This window comes from Salinibacterium sp. GXW1014 (assembly GCF_044769865.1).
Taxonomy (GTDB): Bacteria; Actinomycetota; Actinomycetes; order Actinomycetales; family Microbacteriaceae; genus Homoserinimonas.
This window is the reverse complement of sequence record NZ_JBIZWA010000001.1, coordinates 1703547-1728770: the sequence shown is the minus strand read 5'-3', so window position 1 is coordinate 1728770 and position 25224 is coordinate 1703547. Positions and strand designations below refer to the sequence as shown.

Below are 25224 nucleotides of genomic sequence, written 5' to 3'. Positions count from 1 at the left end.
GCGCCACCGATCCCCGGAGCTGAACAGCATGAGCATGAGCGCGCCCGCACGAGGCAAGAAGCGAACACCCGAGGGGCCCAGGGCGAAGTTCAGCCAGCTGCTCCCCTACCTCGCGGAGCACAAGCCCGTGCTCGCCGTCGTGATCGTGCTGAGCATCCTGGGCGCCATCGCCTCACTCGTGCAGCCGCTGCTCATCGGGCAGGTCATCACCGCCGTGCAGTCCGGCGAGACCCTCGGCGGGCTCGTGTGGGTGCTCGTCTCGCTCGTCGTGATCGCCGCGATCATCAGCGGCGTGCAGCACTGGCTCCTGCAGCGCACCGGTACCGGCATCGTGCTGTCGGCCCGCCGCCGCCTCATCTCACGGATGCTGCGCCTGCCGATCCGCGAATACGACACCCGCCGCACGGGCGACCTCGTCTCCCGCGTGGGCTCTGACACGACCCTCCTCTACGCCGTCATGACGCAGGGACTCGTCGACGCGATCGGCGGCGTGCTCATCTTCATCGGCGCCCTCATCGCCATGCTCATCCTCGACCCCGTGCTGCTCGGCCTCACAGTCCTCGTGATCGGCGTATCGATCGCCGTCGTCGGCGGCCTCTCGGGTCGCATCCGTCGCGCCAGCCAGCAGCAGCAGGAGAAGGTGGGCGACCTCGCCGCGGCCGTCGAGCGGGCGCTGAGCGCCATCCGCACGATCCGTGCCGCGGGTGCGACCGAGCGCGAGAACGAGACCATCGACGGCAACGCGCGCGCCGCCTGGAGCAAGGGCATCAAGGTCGCCAACGTCTCAGCCTTCGTCGTGCCGGTCGCCGGCATCGCCCTGCAGGTGTCGCTCATCACGGTGCTCGGCATCGGCGGCTTCCGCGTCGCGGCGGGCGAGACGAGCATCGCCGAACTCGTGATGTTCGTGTTCTTCCTCTTCATGCTCATCAGCCCGCTCGGCCTCGCCTTCGGCGCCGTGACGTCCGTCAGCCAGGCGCTCGGCGCCCTCGGCCGCATCCAGGAGATCATCGACCTGCCGAGCGAACGGGACGAGGATGCCGCCGCAGCGCCGCTCCCGCCGGTCGCCACCGACGACGCCATCACCTTCGACCACGTGCACTTCTCCTACCCCGAGTCGGCCCACAAGACCGAGGCTGAGAAGCTGCTCGTCGCCGAACTCGGCGAGGACGCCGTGCTCACGGAGACCGAAGGCCACGACCGCACCGTGCTGCACGACGTGTCATTCACGGTTCCCCGTGGGCAGCGCATCGCCCTCGTCGGCCCATCGGGCGCCGGCAAGTCCACGATCCTCGCCCTCATCGAGCGCTTCTACGACCCGACGGCGGGCGCCGTGCGCATGGAGGGCCGCGACATCCGCTCGCTCGACCGTGACGAACTCCGCGCCCGCATCGGCTACGTCGAGCAAGACGCCCCCGTGCTCGCCGGCACCATCCGCGACAACCTCACCCTCGGTGCCCCGGACGCGACGGATGCCGCGTGCATCGAGGTGCTCGCATCCGTCAACCTCACCGGGGTGCTCGAGCGTAACCCCGCCGGCCTCGACGCGCAGGTCGGCGAAGACGGCGTCATGCTCTCGGGCGGCGAGCGCCAGCGGCTCGCGATCGCGCGGGCGCTCCTCGCGGCCCCGCCCATCCTGCTGCTCGACGAGTCGACCTCCTCGCTCGACGGGCTCAACGAGCAGCTGCTGCGTGAGGCGATCGACGCCGTGGCGGAGCACCGCACGCTCATCGTCATCGCCCACCGGCTCTCGACCGTCGTCGACAGCGACCGCATCATCGTGCTCGAGAAGGGCCGCGTCGTCGGCGAGGGCACGCACTCCGAGCTTGTGGCGAGCACGCCGCTCTACCGCGACCTCGCGAAGCACCAGCTGCTCGTGTAGCTGGTGCGGCAGGTATCGGAGCCTCGACGGGGTTTCGGTACGGCCGCGGGCGGCCTACTCGCCCCGCGCAATACCGTAGGCGCGCCGCGCTCGCTTTTCGGCGGGATGCTCGTGCCAGCGCACGCGCGTGCCGCCGAAAAGTGAGCGCCGCGGCCGGATGGCGCGGGCGCCGGCGCGAGTCCTCCTGAGTTATGAAAGTCAGAGGGTGCGCATCGTGAAGGCGTCCGCGAGGTGCCGCGCGAGGGGCGGAGCGCCGAGCGAGCGGATCGCGAGCGATCGAGCGGCGTGCCCCGACCGCGACAGGGCACGGCCCATCGCCGTGTTGAACGCCGCCTGCGCGATCGCGCGACGCGTGGCACGCATCCGCTCTGCCTCGAATGCCGCGAGCGCATCGCGCGTGCCCGGCCCGCCCGTCAGCACACGAGCGAGCGCCCGCGCCTCGAGCCAGCCCAGGTTGAGGCCCTGTCCGCCGATCGGGCTGATCTCGTGCGCCGCATCGCCGATGAGCACGACAGCAGCATCGCTGGAACCAAAGTGAACCGTGCGGGCAGCGAGGCCCTGCTTGGCCGTGAAGGCGCTGACGGGCGAGGGCGAGTCGAGCACGCGCCCGGTGCGGGCCCGCACGACTGCGGCAAGCGCCTCGAAGTCTGCCTCGGGCATGGGCGGGGCAACCCGCGCGACCCAGCGCCGACGACCACCTGGCAGCGGGAACGACTCGACGACCCCCTCCCGCTCGAACGCCAGCAGCGCCCGGTCGCCGAGCGCATCCCCGTCGACATCCGCCATCAGGTAGTGCGCGACCCCGCGACGTCGCACGACCGGGACGCCCACGAGTTCACGGATAGTGCTGCGCAGCCCGTCCGCCGCGACGACGAGGCGAGCGGATGCTGCGGCGCCGCCCTCCACATCGAGCCGGTGTCCGCCCGACACCGGGTGCAGGCCCAACACCCTCCGCCCGAGCCGCAGTGAACCCGGCGCCAGCGTGGCAAGGCGGGCGCGCAGCATCCGCTCGACGTGCTGTTGGGCGAGGGCGTAGACACCAGCGAGGGGCATTGCGCCGAGCACACGCCCGTCGGCCATGGCAACCCCATCGGCGATGGGGCGGCCGTGTGCGGGAACCTCCACGCCTGCCTCGGCGAGCGCCTCGACGGAGGGCGGGTGGATACCGATGGCTCGGGCGCGCGGCGAGATCGTGTCACGTTCCTCGAAGGCGGCCACGTCGCGGCCCTCCTGCGCGAGCAGCACGGCCAACAACATGCCCACGGGCCCGCCGCCGACGATCGCGACGTCGTGCATCACGCGACTCTCAACAGCAGGTACCGCGACGGAAACCGGCGGATCACCCGCCACCCGCTACCGACAGTGCGACGCAGCTCGCGGGCCGTGTAGGAGCGGCGGATGGAGATGAGCCCATCGGGCCGGATGAAGGAGCCGCGCAGCATCGGCCACGCGAGTGTCGTGCCGGCCGCGAATGCGAGGTACCCGAAGCGGCTGCGCTGAATGTCGGCGTGAATCGTCATGACCCGGGCGCGCGCGTGCGTCGCCTCCAGGAAGCCGTCGAGGTCGTCGACGTGGTGCAGCACGTGGTTTGAGATGACGAAGTCGTAGTGCTCCTCGAGGTCCTCGACCCGGGCGGCCACGAAGTGCACCCCGTGGGACGGCACGGAGGTCGCGTAGTCGTGAGCACGGGCATCCGGATCCACTCCCGTCACCTCGAGCCGCACGCCGTCGCGTTTCGCCCAGCGCGCGAGGGCGCGGGAGAGGTCGCCGCCGCCGCACCCGACATCGAGGAGCGTGCGGGGCTCGGTGGAGCTGAGCAGGGGGCGGATGACATCGCGATAGGTCGCCCGCCAGCCCGACACGACCGCGTTCACGTAGGTGAAGCGGCGATAGGTGCGGTCGAGCATCAGCCGATCGCAGTCGGGGTCGTCCATGAACTCGGCGAGATGGGTCGCGCGCCGGCGCAGGTCGTGCATCACGTCGCCGTGAAGAGGCCGGACTCGACCGTCAGGCCCGGACCGAATGCCATGGCGCACACCCGCTCCCCCGGCTGCGCCGACCCGAGGATGTGCTTGAGCACAAACAGCACGGTCGCGCTGCTCATGTTGCCGTAGTCGCGCAGCGTCTCTCGCGATGGCACGAGCTGGGCCTCGCTCAGCCCCAGCGTGCTCTCGACGCGGTCCAGGATGCTGCGGCCACCTGGATGCACGGCCCAGTGCTCGATCTCGGGCACAGGCGCGTGGGCGAAGAGGGGCTGCAGCGCCCCCTCGATGTACTGCCCGATGATCTTCGGCACGTAGCTCGAAAGCACCATCTCGAAGCCCTCGTCGCCGATCGTCCACGCCATGTCGGCCTCGCCGACCGGGGTGACGACACTCTCGAAGGCGTCGAGGGAGCATCCGCCAGCCACGGTCTCCGCCGCGACGACCGCGGCGGCCGCGCCGTCGGAGAAGAGGGATGCCGCGACGATCTGGTCGGGGTCGTCGGAGGTGCGCACGTGCAGCGTGCAGAGCTCGACGCTCACGACCAGCACGACCGCGTTGGGGTCGGCGTCGACGAGCTGCTTTGCGAGCTTCAGGGCCGGCATGGAGGCGTAGCAGCCCATGAATCCGAGGTGGTAGCGCTGCACGCCGGGACGCAGCTTCAGTTCGCGGGCGATCAGGTACTCGGGGCCGGGGGCAAAGAAGCCCGTGCACGAGACCGTGATGACGTGGGTGATGCGGTCGCGTTCGATGCCCTCGGTGGCCTTGCGCGCGACCTCGACATAGAGGCGACCAGCCTCCTCGGCATAGAGGTCGTTGCGCGCTTTCGTGCTGGGCACGAGCAGCCGCCCCGACTTCGAATCGAAGAAGAGCGGATCGTCGCTGTCGCTCTCCCACGACATCTCGGCGATCGCGCTGTGGCGAGTCTCGATCGCGGCGTTGTCGAAGGTTGCCGGCACGAGCCGCTGGGCGAGCCGGCCCAATCCCGGCTGGGCGGCGAAGACGTCGCGCACGGCGTCTTGGTGGAGGACCGTGTCGGGCACGAGGGTCTCGAGGGCGATGATGGCGGGCATGTTCCCGTGTTTACCACCGGCACCTGCGCGCGGCACTTTCAGAATTCAGGACCGTAGAGGAACGATCCCGCGCGGAACACCTCCTCCCGGTACGGTCCTGAATTCTGAAAGTTGGACGAGCCCGCGACTTATGTGTATGTTGTGAATACATATACCGAGCATGCAAAGGGGTAACGATGTCGGTGCGGATGAGCATCCTCGCGATGCTGGCGCAGCAGCCCAGCTACGGCTACCTGCTGCGGGCCGAGTTCGACCGCCGCACGGGAGCGCCCAAGCCCCTCAACGTCGGCCAGGTCTACAAGGTGCTCGAGACGCTCGAACGCGACGGCTTCGTCACCCGCAGCGAGCAGACGGATGCCGACGGACACATCTTCTACGAGGCATCCGCCGCCGGCCGCGCCGAGGTGGAGCGCTGGCTCAGCACCCCCGAGCAGGCGGATGCACCCGCCCGCAGCGATCTCGCGGTCAAGGTCGCGATCGCCTCGACACTCCCCGGCGTCGACATCGAACGGATGCTCGCCCTCCAGCGTCACGCCGCCATCGAGCGACTGCAGCAACTCGCCCGGTCCGTTACCCCTGACGGCGCTGGGCTCGGCCCCCAACTCGCGGCCGACGCCATCATCTTCGAGGCCGAGACGGAGGTGCGGTGGCTCGACCACGTCGCGGAACGCATCCGGGCCGCCCGAGCCGCGGGGGCTCCCCTCGACGTGCCCTTCGACACCGAACCACCCAAGCGCGGGCGCCCGCGCAAGGCCTGACAGCGAAGCCGTGCACGGCTAGCGTTGACCGTATGACGCAACGACGCTTCGGTTCCTGGTTCGAGGATCTCCCCGTGGGTGCCGTGACCCATCATGCGATCAAGCGCACGCTCACCGAGTCCGACAACGTGCAGTTCTCGACCATGACGATGAACCCGCAGCCGCTGCACCTCGACGCCGAGTTCGCCGCCAAGACGGAGTTCGGTCAGCCCCTCGTCAACTCGCTCCTGACCCTCAGCACGGTCGTGGGCCTCAGCGTGCCGGAACTCACGCTCGGCACCACGGTGGCGAACCTCGGCTTCGGCAGCATCGAGTTCCCGGCCCCCGTCTTCGCGGGCGACACGATCCGAGCGGTCACCGAGGTCACGAAGGCGCGCGAGTCGAAATCACGGCCGGATGCGGGCATCGTCGAGTTCCGCCACGACGGCTTCAACCAGCGCGGAGAACTCGTGTGCAGGGCGTTCCGCTCAGCGCTCATGCTGCGGAGGCCAGCGGAGTAGGAACTCAGAGTCGTTCGATGATGGTGGCGTTCGCCATGCCGCCGCCCTCGCACATCGTCTGGAGCCCGTAGCGCCCGCCCGTCGCCTCGAGGTGGTGCAGCATGGTCGTGAGAAGCCGGGTGCCCGACGACCCGAGCGCGTGCCCGAGCGCGATGGCCCCGCCGCGCGGATTGAGCTTCGCCGGGTCGGCGCCGAACTCGGCAGCCCAGGCGAGCGGCACCGAGGCGAAGGCCTCATTGACCTCGTAGGCATCGAGGTCGCCGAAGGAGAGTCCTGACCGCTTCAAGATGCGATGCGTCGCCGGAATCGGGCCGGTGAGCATGAAGAGCGGATCATCACCGACCACCGAGAAACTGTGGAACCGGGCTCGCGGCCGCAAGCCGAGCGACTTCGCCATCGTCTCGCTCATGACCAGCACAGCGGATGCGCCATCGGTCAGCGGTGAGGAGTTGCCCGGCGTGATCGACCACTCCAGGTCGGGAAAGCGCTCGACCATGCGGTCGTTGCGGAACGCCGGCTGGAGCCCTGCGAGACCTTCGACGGTCGTGCCCGCTCTCACGGTCTCGTCGCGATCGACGACAGTCGTGGTGCCATCCTCGGCAGCGACCGTCACGGGCAGGATTTCGCACTGAAAGTGCCCACTGGCCTCGGCGGCCCGACGGTGCGATTCGGCCGCGAACTCGTCAAGCTCCTCCCGAGAGAATCCCCACTTCGAGGCGATCAGCTCAGCGGAGACGCCCTGGTTGACGAGCCCCTCGGGGTAGCGGGCGCGCATCCGCTCACCGTTGGGGCTGCCACCGGCAGCGGCGGTGCCGAGGGGCACACGGCTCATCGACTCGACGCCGCCCGCGATCGCGATGTCGTAGGCACCGCTCATGACGCCCTGCGCCGCGAAGGTCGCCGCCTGCTGGCTGGATCCGCACTGGCGATCGATCGTCGCCGCAGGCACCGCGGTGTCGAAACCAGCGGCGAGCACGGCCCCGCGCGCGATGTTACTGCTCTGGTCACCGACCTGGCTGACGCATCCGATGAGCACGTCGTCGACCTGGGCGGAGTCGAGACCGTTGCGTTCCAGGAGTGATGCGAGCACGGTCGCGAGCAGGTCGGTGGGGTGCACACCCGAGAGTGCGCCGCCCATCTTTCCCCGGCCCGAGGCCGTGCGCACGGCATCGACGATGACGGCACTCTCCACCGGTCAGCGGCCCTTCCAGATGGGTTCGCGCTTCTCGGCGAATGCCTGCGCACCTTCCTTGGCGTCCTCCGAGCCGAACACCCGCTCGAACTCCTCCGTGATGACCTCCCACGCCTCGGGCTCCCACGTGCCCGAGTGGGTCGTGAGGGCGACGATGCGCTTGCTTGCCTGCACCGCGACCGGCGCGTTCTGGGCGATGTGCTCCGCAAGCTCCAGGGCGGTGTCGAGCACCTCGTCTGCGGCGACGACCTCGTTGACGAGGCCCCAGTGCTGGGCATCATTGGTCATGATCGGCTCACCCGTGAGCACCATGCGCATGGCCACCTTCTCGGGCAACTGCTGCACGAGCCTCGGCACTCCGCCGCCCGCCGCGAAGAGGCCACGCTTGACCTCCGGGAGGCCGAGGGCAACCCCTTCTGCCGCAACGATGAGGTCGCAGGCAAGCGCGAGCTCGAGCCCGCCACCGAAGGCGTAGCCGTTTAGCGCCGCGATGAGGGGCTTCTTGCAGTAGTGGCGCACCCACTGACCGAACCCCCACTCCGGCTTCTCCATGACGGCCTCGCCGTTCGCGAGGGCCTTCAGGTCCTGCCCCGCCGAGAACGCCACACCCGTGCCGGTGAGCACCCCCACGCGCAACTCCGGGTCGTCATTCAGCTTCTCGAGGGCGACGCCGAGCGCGCGCGCCGTCGTCGTATTGATGGAGTTGCGCGCTTCCGGGCGGTTGATGCGGATGATGAGCACATGGCCGCGCTGCTCGAGCACAACCTCGTTGTTGTCTGTCATGTCACTCTCCTGCCTTGGGAACCCGGATGATGAGGGCGTCACCCTGCCCGCCTCCCCCACAGAGGGCGGCGGCCCCGATGCCGCCTCCGCGGCGCCGAAGCTCGAGGGCCAGTTGGAGCACAATCCGCGCCCCCGACATGCCGATGGGATGGCCGATCGCAATCGCCCCACCGTTGACATTGACCTTCTCGGGGTCAATGCCGAGCTCGCTCGTCGATGCGATGCCGACGGCGGCGAAGGCCTCGTTGATCTCGATCAGGTCGAGCTCCGAGGGGTCGATGCCCTCGCGGCGGCACGCATCGCGGATGGCGGCGGCAGGCTGCTGCTGCAGGGTCGAGTCCGGTCCGGCAACCATGCCGGGCGCACCGATCTCGGCGATCCACTCGAGGCCGCGACGCTCCGCCTCCTCCTTGCTCATGATGACGAGCGCGCAGGCCCCATCGGAGATGGGAGAGGAGTTGCCTGCCGTGACGGTGCCGTCTGCGCGGAAGGCAGGCCGGAGGCCCGCGAGGGACTCGACCGTCGTGTCAGGGCGCACACTCTCGTCCCGATCCACGACGATCGGGTCTCCCTTGCGCTGGGGCACCTCCACCGGCACGATCTCGTCGGCGAACCCACCAGAGGCGTGCGCGGCGGCGGCGCGCTCGTGTGAACGAGCGGCAAACGCATCCTGTTCCTGGCGCGAGAGGCCGTCGCCGTCATTGCGTTTCTCGGTGAGCAGCCCCATCGACTGCTGTGTGAAGGCGTCGAAGAGGCCGTCGACCTCCATGTGGTCGGCCATCGTCAGGGCGCCATACTTGTGGCCCGTGCGGGCATTCTGCAGGTGTGGTGCGTTGCTCATGGACTCCTGACCGCCGGCAACAACCGTCGAGTAGAGGCCCGTGCGGATGTACTGGTCGGCCACGATGATCGCCTGGATGCCCGAGAGGCACACCTTGTTGACGGTGAGGGCGTTCACGCTCATGGGGATGCCGCCCTTGACGGCTGCCTGACGTGCCGGCATCTGGCCAGCCCCTGCCGTGAGCACCTGCCCCATGACGACCGCCTCGATGTCGTCTCCTGAAACCCCCGCTCGCTCGAGAGCGCCGCGGATCGCGACACCCCCAAGCTCCGCCCCGGAGAACCCCGAGAGCGATCCGAGAAGCTTGCCCACCGGGGTCCTGGCTCCCGCCACGATCACGCTTGTCACTGTGTACCTGCCTTCGCTGCCGACGACCTCGTCGACGTCACTGTCATGTCGGACTACTGGGGTGGCATCCGCAGTGCGCCGTCCATGCGCACCACTTCGCCATTGAGGTAGTCGTGTTCAACGAGCATAAGCGCGAGCTGTGCGTATTCGCTGGGCCGCGCGAGGCGCTGCGGGAACGGGATGCCCGCGGCGAGTGACGCGTTCACCTCCGGCCCGAGCGACGCCATCATGGGCGTGTCGACGATGCCGGGCGCGATCGTGTTGACCCGGATGCCGTAGCGGGCGAGGTCGCGGGCGGCGGGGAGGGTCATGCCGACGACGGCACCCTTCGATGCGGCGTAGGCGATCTGACCGATCTGGCCTTCGTAGGCCGCGACCGACGCGGTGTTGATGATGACGCCCCGCTGCCCGCCGTCGTCGGCAGGCTGCTCGGCCATGACCTGGGCGGCGAGCCGCAGCACATTGAAGGTGCCGAGCGTGTTGACCTCGAGCGCGCGGCGGAAGAGATCCAGCTCGTGCAGTCCCCGCGAGGAGAGGGTTCGCCGCGCGGGGGCGATGCCGGCGCAGTTGATCACGACGCGCAGGGGACGCTGCGCGTCAAGCGTCGCGAGTGCGGCCGAGACATCCTCCTCCGAGGTGACGTCGGCCGGCACGAGCCTCACTCCATCGCGCGTGTCTGCCTTCTCGACCTGCGACGGCAGGTCGAGGCCGACGACGTGCGCGCCCGCCGCGACGAGCGCCTCGGCCGTGGCAGCGCCGAGTCCCGACGCTGCGCCGGTGACGACGGCGGTGGTTCCCTCGATCTTCATGTGTCTCCTTCCGTCTGGCTCGCTACAGTGCGAGCGCATACATCGCGACGGCCGAGGCGGCCGCCACGTTGAGGCTGTCGATGCCGTGCCGCATGGGGATCTGCACGACGGTGTCGGCGGCGGCGAGCGCTTCGGGCGTGAGGCCCTCCCCCTCCGTGCCGACGACGAGGGCGACCCGCTCGGGCGCCGCCGCCGCGAAGTCGCGCAGCGCCACGGCGTCGTCCGTCAGCGCGAGCGCGGCGATGTGGAAGCCGGACGCCGCGAGCTCCCGCCGCGCGGAATCCCAGGGCCCGATACGCGTCCATGGCACCTGCAGCACGGTGCCCATGCTGACCCGGATGGCCCGGCGATAGAGCGGGTCGGAGCAGCGCTCGGTGACAAGCACGGCGTCGGCGCCGATGCCGGCGACCGAGCGGAAGATGGCGCCCACATTGGTGGGGTCGACGACGTTCTCGATGATGACGACGCGGCAGGCATCCGCCAGCAATCGCGGCACCGAGGGCAGCCGGGGCCGCTCCATCGACGCGATGAGGCCCCGGTGCAGCGCGTATCCGGTCAGCTCGGCGAGGAGTTCGCCGGGGCCGCTGAAGATGTCCACGTCGGGGCCGACGAGCGACTGCGCCTCCTCGACCGAGCCGCCGAGCGCGAGCACCGCGCGCGGGCGGTGGCCGGCCCGCAGCGCCCGCTCGAGCACGATCGCCGACTCCGCGATGTAGAGGCCAAGCTCTCCGCTCGGGTCGCCGTTGTGGCCCGCCTTCTTGAGCGCGACATCCGTGCGATGCGCGAAGTCGGCCAGCCGCGGGTCACCGAGGGAGTCGACGCGGATGACGGGCATGGTCTCAGTCGGCCTGCATCATTCCGAATCGTGCACCCGAGGGGTCGGCAACAATCGCGAACATGCGTCCGTCCTGGATGCGCGACGGCGGCGTGAGCACCGTCCCGCCACGCGTGACGGCAGCCATCAGCGCGGCGTCGAGATCCGCGACACAGAAGTACGTTCGCCAACACGGCAATTGCCCTTCTTGCAGCCGTCGAACGGCCGCAACGCGGGAGCCGTCTGGCAGCCTCGCGAGCCGATAGTCGTCGAGTGGACTCGGCTCGTCGATCTGCCATCCGAGCGTTTTGGCGTAGAAATCGGCACCCGCCAGCGTCTCGTCGGCGTAGAGCACCGTCCAGGTGATGAATCCCGGCTCTGCACGCGACACGGGTGCAAGATCGCCAGGAGTCTGCCAGAGACAGAAGCCCGCGCCGTTCGGATCCAGGAGAAACGCGACAGAGCCGGCTGATTCCTCCCCACCCCCGACTTGGAACGGCTCAGCCAGCACGATCGCGCCGTTCGCCTTCGCCCTGGCGACGGCATCATCGAGGTCATCGACCGCGAAGTAGGCGTTCCAGACCGCTGGAAACTCCAGCTCCTCAATACCCTGCTGGATCGAGGCGACCGGCACCGATCCAGCGGTGGCGACGCGAACATCGAACGGAACGTCGAGGAGCAGGCTCGACGACATGAAGCGCCACCCCAGCACCGCGGCGTAGAACTCCTCCGCCACCGCAGCATCCGGTGTCACCAACCCGGCCCACGTGATCGCGCCACTCCTGCGCTCCGTGTCGACCACCGGTTCGGCCATTATGCGGCGATGCGCATCACCGCGGGCGCCTCCGGCACAGCAAGTTTCGCACCGGTCGCCGCGACGACCTCATCGACCGTGATGCCGGGGGCGACCTCGCGAAGCACGAGGCCCTCAGGTGTCACGTCGATGACCGCCATGTCGGTGATGATGCGCTCGACGCAGCCCTTGCCCGTGAGCGGCAGGGAGCAGCGCTCGACGACCTTGGGGCTGCCGTCCTTCGCGACGTGCTCCATGAGCACGATCACGCGGTCGGCACCATTGACGAGGTCCATCGCGCCGCCCATGCCCTTGACCATCTTGCCCGGCACGGCCCAGTTGGCGATGTCGCCGTTCTCCGCGACCTGCATGGAACCGAGCACGGCGGCATTGATGTGGCCACCGCGGATCATCGCGAAGCTCTGCGCAGAGTCGAAGAAGGAGGCTCCGGGGAGGGTCGTGACCGTCTCCTTGCCCGCATTGATGAGCTTGGGGTCCTCCTCACCACGCCAGGGGTAGGGGCCCGTGCCGAGGATGCCGTTCTCCGAGTGCAGGATGATCGTCTTGTCGGCCGGGAGGTGGTTGGGAATGAGCGTCGGCATGCCGATGCCGAGGTTGACGTACATGCCGTCCTCAAGCTCGAGCGAGGCGCGGAACGCCATCTGGTCGCGGCTGAGTTTCTTGAGCTCGGATGCCATGATCAGTTCTCCTCCTGGCGGTCGCGCACGGTGACCTTCTCGATGGGCAGGTCGTTGGCCTGCTCCGGCGTGAGCTGCACGATGTGGTCGACGAAGATGCCCGAGAGGTGCACCTCATCGGGGTCGATCTCGCCCGGCTCGACCAGCTCGTCGACCTCTGCGATCGTCACGCGGCCCGCCATCGCGGCGAGCGGGTTGAAGTTGCGCGTCGACTTCTCGAAGACGAGGTTGCCGTGGCGGTCGCCCTTTGCGGCGCGCACGAGCGCGAAGTCGGTGCGGATGCCCTTCTCGAGCACGTACTCACGCTCCGTGCCGAGCGAGTCGAAGGTGCGCACCTCCTTGGCGGGTGACTCCGTGGTGACGTTGCCCTCGGCGTCATAGCGCCAGGGCATGCCACCCTCAGACACCATCGTGCCGACGCCCGTCGCCGTGAAGAAGGCGGGGATGCCAGCACCGCCGGCGCGAAGCCGCTCGGCGAGGGTGCCCTGCGGGGTCAGCTCGACCTCGATCTCGCCGCTCAGGTACTGGCGGCCGAACTCCTTGTTCTCACCGATGTACGACGCGATGACGCGACGGATGCGCTTGTTGCTGAGGAGCTCGCCGAGCCCCCAGCCGTCGACCCCACAGTTGTTGGAGACGACCTCGAGGCCGCCCGTGCCCTGGTCGCGCAGGGCGGTGATGAGGGCCATGGGAACGCCGACGAGGCCGAACCCGCCCACCGCGAGGGACGAGCCCTCGGTGATGCGGGAGACGGCCTCCGCGGCGGAGGCGCAGGTCTTGTCCATCGGTTGTGGTCCTTTCTGGCGCCGAGACGGCGTCAACCTTCTGGTGGTTCTGTGCGAAGCCGTAGTGCTTCGCGAGTGTTCAGGACGTGCGGATGATCGCCCCGGCGCGTTCCAGCTCGGCAAGCGCTGCCTCGCTCGGCTCCTGGGCCACGCCCGCGACGAGGTCGGTGAAGACGGTCACGCCGAGACCCGCCTTGAGAGCGTCGGATGCCGACGCGAGCACGCAATGGTCGGTGGCGATGCCGGCGACATCGACCTCGGTCACGCCGCGGGCTGCGAGCGCCTCGGGAACCGTCTCACCGGCATCCGTCGTTCCCTCGAAGATCGAATAGGCGGGCACGCCCTGCCCCTTTCGCACGTGCACCGTGACGGCACTCGTGTCGAGCTCGGGGTGATACTCAGCGCCGGGCGTGCCTGCAACACAGTGCACGGGCCACGTCGTGATGAAGTCGGGCGCCGCTTCAAGGGCGAAGTGGCCGCCGTTGTCGCCCTCGGCGTCATGCCAGTCGCGGGATGCGAAGACCTCGGAGTAGCGCTCGCCGTGCGCCGCGAGGAAGCGGGTGATGCCCTGCGCGACGGCCGTTCCTCCGTCGACCCCGAGGGCTCCGCCCTCGGTGAAGTCATTCTGCACGTCGATGATGAACAGAGCGCGGGACATACCGCTATCCTATTGCGTTCGCAGCGCCGAGCTAGGGCGCCGCCACGTCGGCGAGGTTGTCGCCGCAGGCATGAATCTCGGCGACGAAGCTCTCGAGCGCGACGCTCGTGGCGCTCGAGACCTCCCCCGTCGACTGCAGCGCGAGTGCGAGCACCGTGCCGTCGGCTGCCGTCAGGATGCCGCCGAGCGTCGTTGCCGCGTCGCCCGCGCTTCCGACCCCGCCGAATGCGGAATGCACGGCCGAGAGTTCGCCACTGAAGCGGTGCGCCATTGGCCCGGACACCCCCGCGACGGGGAGCGCCGCGTGGACGGGTTCGAGACCGGGAAAGCCCGAGGCGATGACGGCGAGGAGCCGCGCGGTCTGCGTGGGGTGCGCTGCGCTCTCGACGCTGAGGCCGGAGCCGTCCTTGGCGACGAAGCCGTCACTCGGAATCTCGTGGTCGAGGAGAGCCGACTCATAGAGCTGCTGCAGCGAGGCGGCCGAACCGTCGCCACCGATCGCCTTCGAGGAGAGCCGAGCGAGCATGTCGGCGAGGGTGTTGTCGTCGAGCAGCAGCATCTGTTGCACGAGCACGGAGACGGGCTGTGAGTACACCTCGGCGAGGAGCGGCCGGTCGGTGATTGCCCCGCCGTGGATGACCTCGGGCGCAGCTGATAGTCCCAGCGCACCGATGAACGCGGCGGTCGCGGTGCCGACAGGGTCGCCCGTGCGCGCGCTCGCGACGATGGCCGGGTCGGTGCGATCGCCGTCGACCATCAGTGGCAGGATGTTCGCCTGTTCGCCGGAGTCTGCGGCTGGCCAGGTGGCATCCCACTTGTCGCCGTGCGCCCACATGCCGGCATCGATGACGACCTGGGTCACCTCCCAGTCCGGTTCCCGCTCGCGATCCAGGAGGTCCCAGATGTCGCGCCGTTCCTCTCCGCCCTCTTCGGCCGGCTCCTCCTCCTCATCGTCGTCGCGGCGGTCGAACCAGCCACCGCGCCGCGGCTCGCCCGGATAGAGCCGGTCGAGGGAGGCCCGCGTCTGGCTGGCCAGGTCGCTCATACGAGGTGCGCCCGGGTAGACGCCCTCGACACCTTCGGGCAGCGCGCTGAGGGTGGGGTCTCCCCCGCCGACGATCACGACGCTGCCCTTGATGCTGCCCTCATAGACGCGTGTGGCGAGTCGGGTATCGGGGCCGAGGGTCTTGAGGGCGACGGCAGCCGTGTGCAGTTTGTGAAGGGCAGCGGATGCCGCGGGCTCATCCCCGCCGCGGCTGAGGAGCTGCTCGCCCGTCGTGACGTTGATCACGGATGCCCCGAGCCTCGCGAACGCCGGATCGCTCGTATCGACGGCGCAGGTGCGCGCCTTGACGGGCGCGGCGGCAAGCTCAGGGACGACCCGGGCCTCGGGCGCCTCTGCCTGCACCGCGATCGACGCTGCGGGCGTGCGAGCCGAGGTGGCACCGGCCGCGACAGCGCCCGTGCCCATGGCCGCCACGACGACGCCGGCGGCGACCGCGAGAACCGCGCGAGGTCTGGCCGCGAACCACGACGAGGCCTGCGCGAGGGGTGCCCTCGAGGGCGCGCGGCGCCTGGCCTCGCGGCGGGGACTCGGGGGCGTCTCCTGCTCGATCACCCGCTCATAGTAGTGGGTGGCCCTCGTTCGGGGGAATGCCGACTATCCGTCGGCATCCATGGGGTATCGGAGCCCGATCCGCTCGCGGATGGTGTCGAGTGTCTGCATGATCTGCACAGACTCATCCGGGCTGAGCAGCTCGGATTCCGTGCGGCCCTCGGCCACCAGCCGCTCGAGTTCCCATGCCTGCCACTGCATTCCGCGACTGCCGGGAGCCGAGTGATCCCCCTGGCCCGCCTCATGGCGCTCGACCACCGCGCCCCCGCTGTCGTAGCGGGTGAAGCTCGTCGGCGTGTACCAGACGGAGTCGATCTCGATGCGCCCGAGCGTGCCGATCACCGATGCCGTGTTGGGGCCGAGCGTGTCGAGGGCCGTGTGGAGCACGGCGCGACGGTCGCCCTCGAATTCCAGCACGACTGCCGTCTGGCGATCGACGCCCGTCGGCGTGAAGGTCGCGCTCGCGTGCACACCGGTCGGCGTGCCGAAGAGGTCGTGCGCGAACGAGACGGGGTAGATGCCAAGGTCCAGGAGCGCACCACCGCCGAGGGCCGGGTCCTGCAGCCGGTGCGCCGGGTCGGAGGGCAGCAACTGGTTGTGGTCGGCGATGAGGGTCGTGATCTCTCCCAGCTCGCCGGCCGCGATGCTCTGACGGATGCGCACCATGTGGGGCAGGAAGCGCGTCCACATGGCCTCGAGCACGACGAGACCACGCTCCCGTGCGAGGTCGACGACGGCACGGGCATCCGCCGCCGTCACCGTGAAGGGCTTCTCGACGAGCACGTGCTTGCCTGCCTCGAGCGCGAGCAGCGCGGCTGAGACATGGAACGGGTGCGGCGTCGCAATGTAGACGACGTCGACCTCGGGGTCCGCGACCAGCTCGGCGTAGGAACCGTGCGCGGCAGGAATACCGAATTCAGCGGCAAAGGCCTGGGCCGAGTCGAGCCGTCGGGAGCCGACGGCCGTGACCGTGAAACGGTTGGCGAGCAGGTCGCGGGTCTGGGCGCGGGCGATACCACCCGGTCCGAGGATTCCCCAGCGCAGTGACATCCGATCGCTCCTTCGTGCTCCGCCATGGAGCTCGACGCAAGGCTACCGGCTCAGCATCCGCCCCAGCGGGCCGCGGCACGCATGAAGTTGGGCGCCTCGTTGAAGGTCGCGCCAACGCCGCCGTGGGTCGCCGCGAAGTAGACACACACGCCCGCGATCGCCCCCTCGTAGCCGGGCTTGTAGAGCGAGGCGCGGTGGGCTCCCGAGCTCCACCACTTGTCGGCGACGGATGCACCGGTGTCGCCGCTGCCGCCCGCGAGGTTGCCGTCGCAGCCGACGCTCGGCACGCCGTCGCTGCGCACAGACCCCATGTGACCCCAGGCGCTCAGCGGGTCGTCGCTCGGGTCCTCGGCCATCCAGACGAGTCGGTCCTCCATGCAGGAGTCGTAGCGGAAGTTCTCGGAGGGCACGGGCTGGAGGCAGTTGGCGATGCGGATCGCGTTGTACTGCGCCGCGAAGGCGGCGAGGTCGGCCGTTGTGGTGCCCGTGATGACGCCGCCGCCCGCGGTGCGCGCGGGCGCCGTTGCGGCGGTGCCCCCGGCCGCAGTCGGGCAGGCGAGCCCAACCGCCTCGACCGCGGTGCGGCGCTCGGCCGTCTCGACGGCCGCGACGGCGGGGATGGGGCGCTGCGCGAGGTGCTCCGTGTCGCTCGCGAGCTCTGCGGCGGGACGCGCGGCGACGAGCGGGCGGGCATCCGTCGCTGGCGATTCGGCGACGGCTGCGGGGTCTGAGGCGAAGGTGGGGACCTGCGTCTGGTCGGCTTCCGCGCGCGTCGCTGAGAAGAGGGACGGGCCGCCACCGCCAACGAAGGGAAGGGCAACCGTCATGATGACGCTGAAGGCGGCGACGAGGAGCGCTGAACGCTTCATGCGCTGCTCCCCTCGCTGGTATCTCAGTTGTACCCCGTAGCGCCTTTCGGCGTTGGGTCGACTCTAGGTCGATCGGGGTACGCCGTTCAAGCCAATCGGGGTACAGATATACCGGATGTGCCCCATATTGGGGCGCAACTGCGGTACAGATCTCCTAACGAAGCCGCGGTGGCATCCGAATGAGTCCCCCAAGTTGTCCCCCATTTCGAGGACGGGAGCAGGATCGGGGCCTAGCGCGAAAGCCAGGCGACGACCACATCCCCGATGAGATCGCGGTAATGGTCGCGTCGATCCTCGGCCATGAGGTCGCGCTCGAAGAGATAGCCAAAGGTGTGCTGGTTCGCGACCTGGAAAAAGCAGTACGAGCTGATCATGAGGTGCACGTCGATTGAATCGACGTCGGAGCGCAGGCTCCCGTCGAGCCTCCCTCGCTCGAGCACATCCTCGAGCAGGCCGAGCGCCGGCTGGTTGAGCTCTCGCAGCGAGTCCAGGCGGCGAATGAAGCGGCCGTGATTGATGTTCTCGATCGAGACCAGCCGAATGAAGTCGGTGTGGTTGCGGTGGTGATCGTAGGTGAGCTCGGCGATGCGCCGCACCGCCTCGACCGGTTCGAGGTCGCCGACGTGCTGCGACTGCTCCGCCTCGCGAATGCCGCGGTACGCGTTCTCGAGCACCGCGATGTAGAGCTTCTCCTTGCTCCCGAAGTAGTAGTAGATCATCCGCTTCGTCGTGTGCGTGCGCTCGGCGATCTCGTCGACCTTCGTGCCGTCGTAACCGAACTCGGCGAACGCCTCAGTGGCCACGCGCAGCAACTCGGAACGCGTGCGCTCTCGATCTCGGCGGCGCACAGGAGCTTCGGTCACGGTTTCACCATAGTTCTCAGGGACTTCCCAGCCCGGCAGGCAGGGGGTCGCGTCTAATCGTCGCCGCAGAGTGCGCGCCGAGGGTTGTCGGTCATGAGCTGCTCGATCGTCGCGTCGTCGAGACCCTCCGACCGAAGTCGGGGAAGCACCGTGCGCGACAGGTGCTCCATGTGCCAGTTCGGGGTGGTGGCGGCACGCCAGGAGGGCGGGGTCACCCGACTGAAGAACGCGGCGTCGTGCGACACGACGATTTGCCGCGTGTAGCCCTCCTCGATCAGGGCGAGGAGATTGCGGATGCGCGTCTCATCCGAACCCATGTGCTCCATTCCAAAGCGGTCGAAGCCAAGGAAGGAGCCGCGTGCGGCCAGCTCGCGCAGGTAGTCGAGATCCTCGGAATCGCCGCTGTGGCCGATCACGACGCGGTCGAGCGGCACACCGAGCCGCTCGAGCAGGTCCTGCTGCTCGAGTCCCCCTCGCGACGGTGCGTGCGAGTGGGTCGTGATGGGCACGCCCGTCTGCTCGTGCGCGATGGCCGCCGCGCGGAAGACGCGCGCGACGTCCGGCGTGATGCCCTCGGCATCCGAGGCCACCTTGAGCATGCCGGCGCGGATGCCCGTGCCCGCGATGCCGCGCTCGATGTCGCCGACGAACAGCTCCACGAGGGGGTCCTCGCCGCCGACGAGGGAGCCGGGACCGTGCGTGCGGAAGAAGTGCGGCAGCACGTCACTCGTGTAGTAGCCGGTGGAGGCAACGAGTTGCACGGGCGAACGCTCGGCAACCCGCCGCACCCGCTCAACGTCTCGGCCGAGGCCGAGCACGGTGAGGTCGACGACGGTGCGCACGTCGAGCGCATGGAGGCGCTCGAACCCTGCGACGGCCCGCTCGATGGCCTGCTCCTCATCCCATTCGGGATGGGGCAGGTTCACATCGAGTTCGGGGTGCATCACGAACACGTGCTCGTGGATGAGTGTCATGCCGAGCTGCTGCGGCATCACCTCACCGGTGAACGTCGGAACCGTGCGCACCGTCATCGTTGCCGCTGTTGTTACTTGGAGGAGGTGGAGCGGATCGCCTCGAAGACCTCGAGCGACTCGCCCTCGAGGGTCTCCTCGAGGTAGGCGACGGCCTTGGTCTGGAACGCGTCGACGTCAACGTCGTCGATGACCTCCCAGTCGCCGCCCGTGCGCCACTCCTCGATCGTCGCTTCCTCGTCCTCGGCGACGCAGGCGGTGACCTCGTCGACCGCGACCTCAACCGCGTCGGTCAGGGCCTCCTGCTGCTCCTCGCTGAGGTCGTTCCACTTCTGGCTCATGATCACCAGGTTGGTGTTGAGCTGGTGGGCGCTCAGGCTCAGGTAGTCCTGCACCTCGGCCAGGTTCTGCGACTTGATGTTGGTGATGGGGTTCTCCTGGCCCTCCACCGTGCCCTGCTGCAGCGCGAGGTAGAGCTCCTCGTATGCGACCTCGGTCGCCGTCGCTCCGAGCGCCTTCGCGTTCATGAGGAACTGGGGCGAACCGGGGAAGCGGATGCGCATGCCCTCAAGGTCTTCCGGCGTGCGGATGGGCGAGTTCGCCGTGAAGTGGCGAGCACCGGCCGACCAGGCACCGAGCGTGTAGACGCCAGCGGCATCCGCGAAGCCCTCGATCACCTTGTCGGAGGCATCGCTGTCCATGAACTCCGCGAGGTGGGCTGCGTCATCGAACGCGTAGGCCGCGTCGAGCACCGAGATGGGCTCGTACACCGCACCGAGCGCCGAGGCGCCCTGGATGTCGATGTCGATGTCACCCGAGGCGACGGAGGCGATGCGGTCAGCGTCACCACCGAGCTGGCTCGAACCGAAGAGCTCGATCGTGAGGCCCACGTCAGCCTTCTCGACCTCCTCCTTGATGACGGCCGCGCCGCAGCGGTCCTGCGGCTGGTCGGGGTTGTAGCTGTGAGCGAGCGTGAGCTCCATGGTGCCGCCCTCGGCACCACCCTCTCCGCCCGAGTCGCCCGCGCAGCCGACCAGCAGCAATGCTGGGGCGGCCATCAGGGCGATCCACTTCATTCGGGGTGAACGACGTGCGATCATCAGTGTTTTCCTCTCATTGGTGTGCCACAGGGGCAGGGGCTCCCGCCGCTTCAGCAGCGACGAGATTCTTGAGATCGGCGAGCATCGCTCCCCGATCGGCTGGTTCTCCAGTGAAGATTTCAAAGGCGTCGGCTGCCTGGTGCATGGCCATTCCGAGGCCGGGCATGGTGCGGCATCCGCTTTCCTTGGCCTCGTGCAGCAGCTGCGTCTCGACGGGCCGGTAGACGATGTCAGCGACGAACATGTCGGCAGACAGCAGCGAGGTGTCGAAGGCCGTACCCGGATGCGCTGCCATGCCCCACGGGGTCGCGTTGACGACGCCGGCAGCCCCAGCCAACCACGCGGGCAGGTCGTCAAGCGCTGCCGAACGCACCTCGCCGCGGGCGGTGGCGCGCACGCTCGAGGCGAGCGATTCGGCACGCTGCACGTCGACATCCACGATGACGAGCTCGGCGACCTCGCGGGCGGCGAGCGCGGATGCCACGGCGGCGCCGGCCCCGCCGGCCCCGACCAGCACGACCCGGCCGTGCCGCACGACCCCGAAGGCATCGTCGAAGGCGGCACCGAATCCGGTGACGTCGGTGTTGTGGCCGATCATCCGCTCGCCATCGAAGACGACCGTGTTGACGGCGCCGACGAGCTGCGCGCTGGGCGCAAGCTCATGAAGGTGCTGGATGACGGCCTGCTTGATGGGGTGCGTGATGTTGAGCCCCGTGAAGCCCATACGGCGCGCGGCCCACAGCAGCTGCGCGACGTGTTCGGCACTGCGCTCCTCGGGGGCGAGATCGATCGTGCGGTACACGTAGTGCATGCCGTGACGGGCGCCCTCGAGCTCGTGCATGGGCGGGGTCAGAGACTGGGTGATGCCCTCGCCGATGAGGCCGATCAGCACGGCACGGCGGCGGGCGAGGGCTCCAGCCGGCTCAAAGGTCATGGTCATAGTCCGAGCGTCCTTGGGAGCCACATGACGGCATCTGGGAACAGGATGACGAGCACGACGATCACGACAGACGGGATCATGAACGGCAGGCTGCCCCGGAACACCTCCCCCACGCGCGTCTTCGAGACGGCGGCGGTCACGAAGAGCACCGTGCCGACGGGCGGGGTCAGCAGGCCGATCATGAGCGAGATGATGAGCATGACGCCGAGCACGATCGGGTCGACGCCGTATTCGAGGGCGATCGGCATGAGGATCGGCACGACGAGCACGAGGATCGCGGTCGCGTCGATGACGGTGCCCAGGATGAGCGCGAGGAGCGCGGCGAGCGCCAGGAAGACCGTGGGGTTGTCGGTCAGCGAGAAGAAGAACTCGGTGAGGATCTGCGGGAGGCGTTCGCGGGCGAGGATGTAGCCGAGCAGCGACGCGCTTGCCACGATGACCATGATGGCGGCGGTCGTCAGCACCGACTCCTTGACGGCCGCGAGAAAGCCCTTGAGGCTCAGCGATCGCTGCACAATGCCGACGAGCAGGATGTAGACCACGCCGACCGCGGCCGCCTCGGTGGGGGTGAATACGCCACCCAGGATGCCGCCGAGGATGATGAACGGCGTGACCATCGGCAGGATGACGCCCTTGGTCGAGTCGAGCACCTCCTGCTTGTTCCAGACGCCCTTCTGGATGTTGGGGTTGCGGCGCACCAGGATGAACACGACGACGCAGAGGCCCACCGCCATGAGCAGCGCCGGAATGACGGAAGCCGCGAAGAGGGCGCCCGTCGAGATCGCCGCGAGTCCCGCGAAGATGACGGCGGGGATGCTCGGGGGCATGACGGGGGCGATGAGCGACGACGCCGCGTTGACGCCGGTCGCGAAGCGGCGCTTGTAGCCGGCGCGCAGCATGGCGGGGATCTGCACCTTGCCGAGCGCCGCGGCATCCGCAACGGCGGAGCCACTCATCCAGGAGAAGCCGACACTCGTGCCGACCGCGACGTAGCCGAGGTTGCCGCGCACCCGCGCCAGCACCGCGAGGGCGAAGCGGAAGAGCCGGTCGGCGATGCCCGCGTGGTTGGCGAGCGACCCAAGGAAGATGAAGAGCGGCACGGCGAGCAGCGGGAAGCTGCCCATCGCGTTGGTGACGCTGCGGAGCGCCATGCCAGTCGACTGGCCCTCGAGCATCATGTAGAGCAGCGAGGGGCCGAGGAAGGCGAAGGCGACGGGAACGCGGATGACGAGCAGCACCGCGATCAGGATGCCGAGGATTGCAAGGCTCATGCGGCCACCTCACTTTCGAGCTCGTCGTAGTCCGAGAGCTTGGGGCCATTGATCGCGACATCGAGGGCCGCGACGAGAGAACGGATGGTCAGGCTGATGACACCGACGAGCACCGGGATGTAGACGAGCGACATTGGCAGGCGCAGCACTGGCGACTTGATGATGGACTGGGTGCTGACGAGGCCCCACGCCTCCATCGCGAGCCCGAATCCGACGATCGCGACGATCACGAGCGCCAGCGTCTGCACCACGCGCACGACCATGGGGTTCTTGAGCGTGTCGACGACTTCGAGGGCGATGTGGCCGCGGGTCGTGATGAGCACGCCGATGACGGAGAAGCTCAGCCAGATCATGCTGAACTTGCCGAGCTCGCCCGTCCAGGCGAAGCCCTCGAAGGGGGTGTGACGCTGGGCCGCCTGCGTGAAGACGAGCACAAGGATCGCGAGAATCGCAATCGACCCGATCACGATCTCTATCGCGGTGAGGACGGCAACCAGGCGCCCGAGGGGGCCCTGTCGCCGTTGACGTGGTTGTGAGGTGCTCACGAGACTTCCTTGATCTCAGGGGCCGCTGGATTGCGGGCGCGCAGCGGCGTGCGCGGCAACTAACGTACTGGTTAGTGCATTAGCTCCGCAAGCGGCCTGCCCAAATAATGTACAAGTCGGTACATTGGGTCTCATGCGCACCTCAATCGCCTCCGTCTGCCTGTCCGGGAGTCTCACCGAGAAGCTCCACGCCTGCGCGGCGGCGGGCTTCGATGGCGTCGAGATCATGGATGCCGACCTCATCGCGGCCTACGAGTCACCCGAGGAGATCAAGGCGCTCTGCGACCGACTCGGACTCACGATCGACCTCTTCCAGCCGTTCCGCGACTTCGAGGGCGTCGACGAGGAGACCTTCGCCGACAACCTGCGCCGCGCCGAAGCGAAGTTCGACGTCATGGAGCGCATCGGTGCCGACACGATCCTGCTCTGCAGCAACGTGGGCACCGCCACGATCGACGACGACGAACTCGCGGCACGCCAGTTGGGCGAGCTGGCCGATCGTGCGGCAGCACGCGGCATCCGAATCGCCTACGAAGCGCTCGCCTGGGGCCGCTTCGTCGACGACTACCGCCACGCCTGGCGCATCGTGCAGCTCGCCGACCGCCCCAATCTCGGCACCTGCCTCGACAGCTTCCACATCCTCTCGCGCGGGCACGACCCGGCCGAGATCGAACAGATCGACGGCGACAAGATCTTCTTCCTGCAGCTCGCCGACGCCCCCGCCCTCGAGATGGACGTGCTCTCGTGGAGCCGCCACCACCGCCTGTTCCCCGGCGAGGGTGACTTCGCACTCACCGCCTTCCTGGGCCACGTCATCCGTGCCGGCTACACCGGACCACTCTCGCTCGAGGTCTTCAACGACACCTTCCGGCAGACGGATGTCACGCGCACCGCCGCGCACGCCCGCCGCTCCCTCACGTGGCTCGCCGACCGCACCGCCGCCGAACACGGCTGGGGCGACGACCGCCTGGGCACGGCGCAGGCCGCCAGGGGCGTGGACTTCGTCGAGATCGCCGGCGCCGACCTTGCCGACCTCGACCAGATGCTCTCCCAACTCGGCTTCGCCTTCCGCGGGCGCCACCGCAGCAAGCCCGTGCGCCTCTGGAGCGCGGGTGAGGCACGCATCATCCTCAACGAGCAGGCGAGGCACGAGCATCCGCAGCTCGCGGGCTTCGGCCTCGTGGTCGACGATGCCGACGCGGCCGTCGAGCGAGCCCTCGCCCTCGGCGCGCCGAGCGTCTTCCGCCGCACCTATGCGGGCGAGGAGGAGCTGCGTGCGGTCGCAGCCCCCGACGGTACCGAGGTCTACTGGCACGACCGCCCCGCCGATACTTCCTGGGCGAGCGAGTTCGATGGCGGCAGCCCGGATGCGGGCACGACGAGCGGAACGATCGACCACGTCAACCTCGCCTACCGCTGGCACGAGTTCGACGAGGCCGTGCTCTTCACCGCCAGTGTGCTCTCGCTCAGCATCGAATCATCCGCTGACGTGCCTGGGCCCTTCGGCCTCGTCCGCAGCCTCGTCATGCGCACCGAGGATGGCGTCGTGCGCGTGCCCATGAACCTCGCCCCGCCGACCGCTCCCCTGCCGAGCCGCCATATCGCCGTGCGCTGCGACGACGTCATCGCGGTCGCGCGCCGTGCGCGCGCCGCCGGGCTCGACTTCCTGCCCATCCCCCGCAACTACTACGACGACCTCGCCGCGCGCTTCGACCTCGCTCCCGACTTCCTTGCCGAGCTGCAGGAGCTCGACCTCTTCTACGACCGGGATGCGCGGGGCGAGTTCATCCACTTCTACACGCCGACCGTGGGCGGGGTGTTCCTCGAGATCGTCGAGCGTCGCGGCGGCTACGACGGCTACGGCGGGGCCAACGCGCCCATCCGGCTTGCCGCGCAGCGCGCCGCCCGCGGCTGAGCGCTAGTCGGCCAGCTCGTCCTCCTCCGGCTCGAACGTCGACTTCTCGCCCGTATAGCCGGCCGCGACGCCATCCGGGTCGCTAGGAATCGTGCTGTCTTCGCCCTCGCCGTTCGGCTTCGGGGTGCCCTCTTCGTCGTTCTCGGGCTTCTTGTCGTGCATGTCAGGCATG

General features: G+C 68.8%; 26 protein-coding genes. 4 read left to right on the top strand and 22 right to left on the bottom strand.

Features of this window, described 5'->3' with window-relative positions:
• Window positions 1–28 precede the first annotated feature (28 nt).
• On the top strand, window positions 29–1879 hold the full coding sequence (locus tag ACIQK7_RS08535) for an ABC transporter ATP-binding protein (RefSeq protein WP_403023307.1): 1851 nt from the start codon (window positions 29–31) through the stop codon (window positions 1877–1879).
• A 198-nt stretch (window positions 1880–2077) separates the two neighbouring features.
• Here ACIQK7_RS08535 and ACIQK7_RS08530 read toward each other — a convergent pair whose 3' ends face one another.
• From ACIQK7_RS08530 to ACIQK7_RS08520, 3 genes are read right to left on the bottom strand one after another with little or no spacing between them, the layout of a single operon-like run.
• The gene (locus tag ACIQK7_RS08530; RefSeq protein ID WP_403023304.1) at window positions 2078–3175 is read right to left on the bottom strand and encodes an FAD-dependent oxidoreductase; all 1098 of its coding nucleotides are present in this window, start codon (window positions 3173–3175) and stop codon (window positions 2078–2080) included.
• On the bottom strand, window positions 3175–3855 hold the full coding sequence (locus ACIQK7_RS08525) for a methyltransferase domain-containing protein (protein ID WP_403023301.1): 681 nt from the start codon (window positions 3853–3855) through the stop codon (window positions 3175–3177). Before ACIQK7_RS08525 ends, ACIQK7_RS08530 begins: the two co-directional genes overlap by 1 nt.
• The gene (locus tag ACIQK7_RS08520; RefSeq protein WP_325210892.1) at window positions 3855–4934 is read right to left on the bottom strand and encodes a type III polyketide synthase; all 1080 of its coding nucleotides are present in this window, start codon (window positions 4932–4934) and stop codon (window positions 3855–3857) included. The genes ACIQK7_RS08525 and ACIQK7_RS08520 overlap by 1 nt, the downstream gene beginning before the upstream one ends.
• A 176-nt stretch (window positions 4935–5110) precedes the next feature.
• Between ACIQK7_RS08520 and ACIQK7_RS08515 the strand changes: the two genes are divergently transcribed.
• Together ACIQK7_RS08515 and ACIQK7_RS08510 are read left to right on the top strand one after the other, a co-directional pair.
• Window positions 5111–5692: a PadR family transcriptional regulator gene (locus ACIQK7_RS08515; RefSeq protein WP_403023298.1), complete on the top strand. Its 582-nt coding sequence runs from the start codon at window positions 5111–5113 to the stop codon at window positions 5690–5692.
• Complete coding sequence (locus ACIQK7_RS08510) at window positions 5689–6192, top strand: MaoC family dehydratase (RefSeq protein ID WP_403024017.1); 504 nt, start codon at window positions 5689–5691, stop codon at window positions 6190–6192. Before ACIQK7_RS08515 ends, ACIQK7_RS08510 begins: the two co-directional genes overlap by 4 nt.
• 4 nt (window positions 6193–6196) lie before the next feature.
• Here ACIQK7_RS08510 and ACIQK7_RS08505 read toward each other — a convergent pair whose 3' ends face one another.
• From ACIQK7_RS08505 to ACIQK7_RS08420, 18 genes are all read right to left on the bottom strand, one after another.
• Window positions 6197–7384: a thiolase family protein gene (locus tag ACIQK7_RS08505; protein ID WP_403023296.1), complete on the bottom strand. Its 1188-nt coding sequence runs from the start codon at window positions 7382–7384 to the stop codon at window positions 6197–6199.
• 3 nt (window positions 7385–7387) lie between these two features.
• On the bottom strand, window positions 7388–8167 hold the full coding sequence (locus tag ACIQK7_RS08500) for a crotonase/enoyl-CoA hydratase family protein (protein ID WP_403023293.1): 780 nt from the start codon (window positions 8165–8167) through the stop codon (window positions 7388–7390).
• A gap of 1 nt (window position 8168) precedes the next feature.
• Window positions 8169–9356, bottom strand: coding sequence for an acetyl-CoA C-acetyltransferase (locus ACIQK7_RS08495; RefSeq protein ID WP_403023290.1), 1188 nt, complete (start codon window positions 9354–9356; stop codon window positions 8169–8171).
• Window positions 9357–9409: 53 nt separating this feature from the next.
• The gene (locus tag ACIQK7_RS08490; RefSeq protein WP_403023287.1) at window positions 9410–10165 is read right to left on the bottom strand and encodes an SDR family oxidoreductase; all 756 of its coding nucleotides are present in this window, start codon (window positions 10163–10165) and stop codon (window positions 9410–9412) included.
• A 22-nt stretch (window positions 10166–10187) separates the two neighbouring features.
• Entirely contained in the window at window positions 10188–11000 is an 813-nt protein-coding gene (locus ACIQK7_RS08485) for a TrmH family RNA methyltransferase (protein ID WP_403023284.1), read from the bottom strand.
• A 4-nt stretch (window positions 11001–11004) separates the two neighbouring features.
• Window positions 11005–11793: a VOC family protein gene (locus tag ACIQK7_RS08480; RefSeq protein ID WP_403023282.1), complete on the bottom strand. Its 789-nt coding sequence runs from the start codon at window positions 11791–11793 to the stop codon at window positions 11005–11007.
• Complete coding sequence (locus ACIQK7_RS08475; RefSeq protein ID WP_403023279.1) at window positions 11793–12470, bottom strand: CoA transferase subunit B; 678 nt, start codon at window positions 12468–12470, stop codon at window positions 11793–11795. The genes ACIQK7_RS08480 and ACIQK7_RS08475 overlap by 1 nt, the downstream gene beginning before the upstream one ends.
• 2 nt (window positions 12471–12472) lie before the next feature.
• Complete coding sequence (locus ACIQK7_RS08470) at window positions 12473–13255, bottom strand: CoA transferase subunit A (protein WP_403023276.1); 783 nt, start codon at window positions 13253–13255, stop codon at window positions 12473–12475.
• A gap of 79 nt (window positions 13256–13334) precedes the next feature.
• Window positions 13335–13913 (bottom strand): isochorismatase family protein, encoded by a 579-nt coding sequence (locus ACIQK7_RS08465; RefSeq protein WP_403023273.1) that lies wholly within the window; start codon window positions 13911–13913, stop codon window positions 13335–13337.
• 31 nt (window positions 13914–13944) lie between these two features.
• Complete coding sequence (locus ACIQK7_RS08460; RefSeq protein ID WP_403023270.1) at window positions 13945–15531, bottom strand: D-alanyl-D-alanine carboxypeptidase; 1587 nt, start codon at window positions 15529–15531, stop codon at window positions 13945–13947.
• A 42-nt stretch (window positions 15532–15573) separates the two neighbouring features.
• Window positions 15574–16578 carry a Gfo/Idh/MocA family protein gene (locus ACIQK7_RS08455; protein WP_403023268.1) on the bottom strand — a complete coding sequence of 335 codons (1005 nt, stop codon included), beginning with the start codon at window positions 16576–16578 and terminating at the stop codon, window positions 15574–15576.
• A 50-nt stretch (window positions 16579–16628) separates the two neighbouring features.
• Window positions 16629–17447, bottom strand: coding sequence for a hypothetical protein (locus ACIQK7_RS08450; protein ID WP_403023266.1), 819 nt, complete (start codon window positions 17445–17447; stop codon window positions 16629–16631).
• A 230-nt stretch (window positions 17448–17677) separates the two neighbouring features.
• Complete coding sequence (locus ACIQK7_RS08445; RefSeq protein WP_403023264.1) at window positions 17678–18310, bottom strand: TetR/AcrR family transcriptional regulator; 633 nt, start codon at window positions 18308–18310, stop codon at window positions 17678–17680.
• 53 nt (window positions 18311–18363) lie between these two features.
• On the bottom strand, window positions 18364–19341 hold the full coding sequence (locus ACIQK7_RS08440; RefSeq protein WP_403023261.1) for a phosphotriesterase: 978 nt from the start codon (window positions 19339–19341) through the stop codon (window positions 18364–18366).
• A gap of 14 nt (window positions 19342–19355) precedes the next feature.
• Entirely contained in the window at window positions 19356–20381 is a 1026-nt protein-coding gene (locus ACIQK7_RS08435; RefSeq protein WP_403023258.1) for a DctP family TRAP transporter solute-binding subunit, read from the bottom strand.
• 13 nt (window positions 20382–20394) lie between these two features.
• Window positions 20395–21321, bottom strand: a complete 927-nt coding sequence (locus ACIQK7_RS08430; RefSeq protein ID WP_403023255.1) for a shikimate dehydrogenase — start codon at window positions 21319–21321, stop codon at window positions 20395–20397.
• Window positions 21318–22592, bottom strand: coding sequence for a TRAP transporter large permease (locus tag ACIQK7_RS08425; protein ID WP_403023252.1), 1275 nt, complete (start codon window positions 22590–22592; stop codon window positions 21318–21320). Before ACIQK7_RS08425 ends, ACIQK7_RS08430 begins: the two co-directional genes overlap by 4 nt.
• Window positions 22589–23137, bottom strand: a complete 549-nt coding sequence (locus tag ACIQK7_RS08420) for a TRAP transporter small permease (protein WP_403023249.1) — start codon at window positions 23135–23137, stop codon at window positions 22589–22591. Before ACIQK7_RS08420 ends, ACIQK7_RS08425 begins: the two co-directional genes overlap by 4 nt.
• A gap of 133 nt (window positions 23138–23270) precedes the next feature.
• Here ACIQK7_RS08420 and ACIQK7_RS08415 point away from each other — a divergent pair, with 133 nt between their 5' ends.
• Window positions 23271–25052, top strand: a complete 1782-nt coding sequence (locus tag ACIQK7_RS08415) for a TIM barrel protein (RefSeq protein WP_403023246.1) — start codon at window positions 23271–23273, stop codon at window positions 25050–25052.
• Between the two features lie 3 nt (window positions 25053–25055).
• Here the strand turns inward: ACIQK7_RS08415 and ACIQK7_RS08410 are convergent, their stop codons facing one another.
• The gene (locus ACIQK7_RS08410) at window positions 25056–25223 is read right to left on the bottom strand and encodes a hypothetical protein (RefSeq protein WP_403023243.1); all 168 of its coding nucleotides are present in this window, start codon (window positions 25221–25223) and stop codon (window positions 25056–25058) included.
• Window position 25224 lies beyond the last annotated feature (1 nt).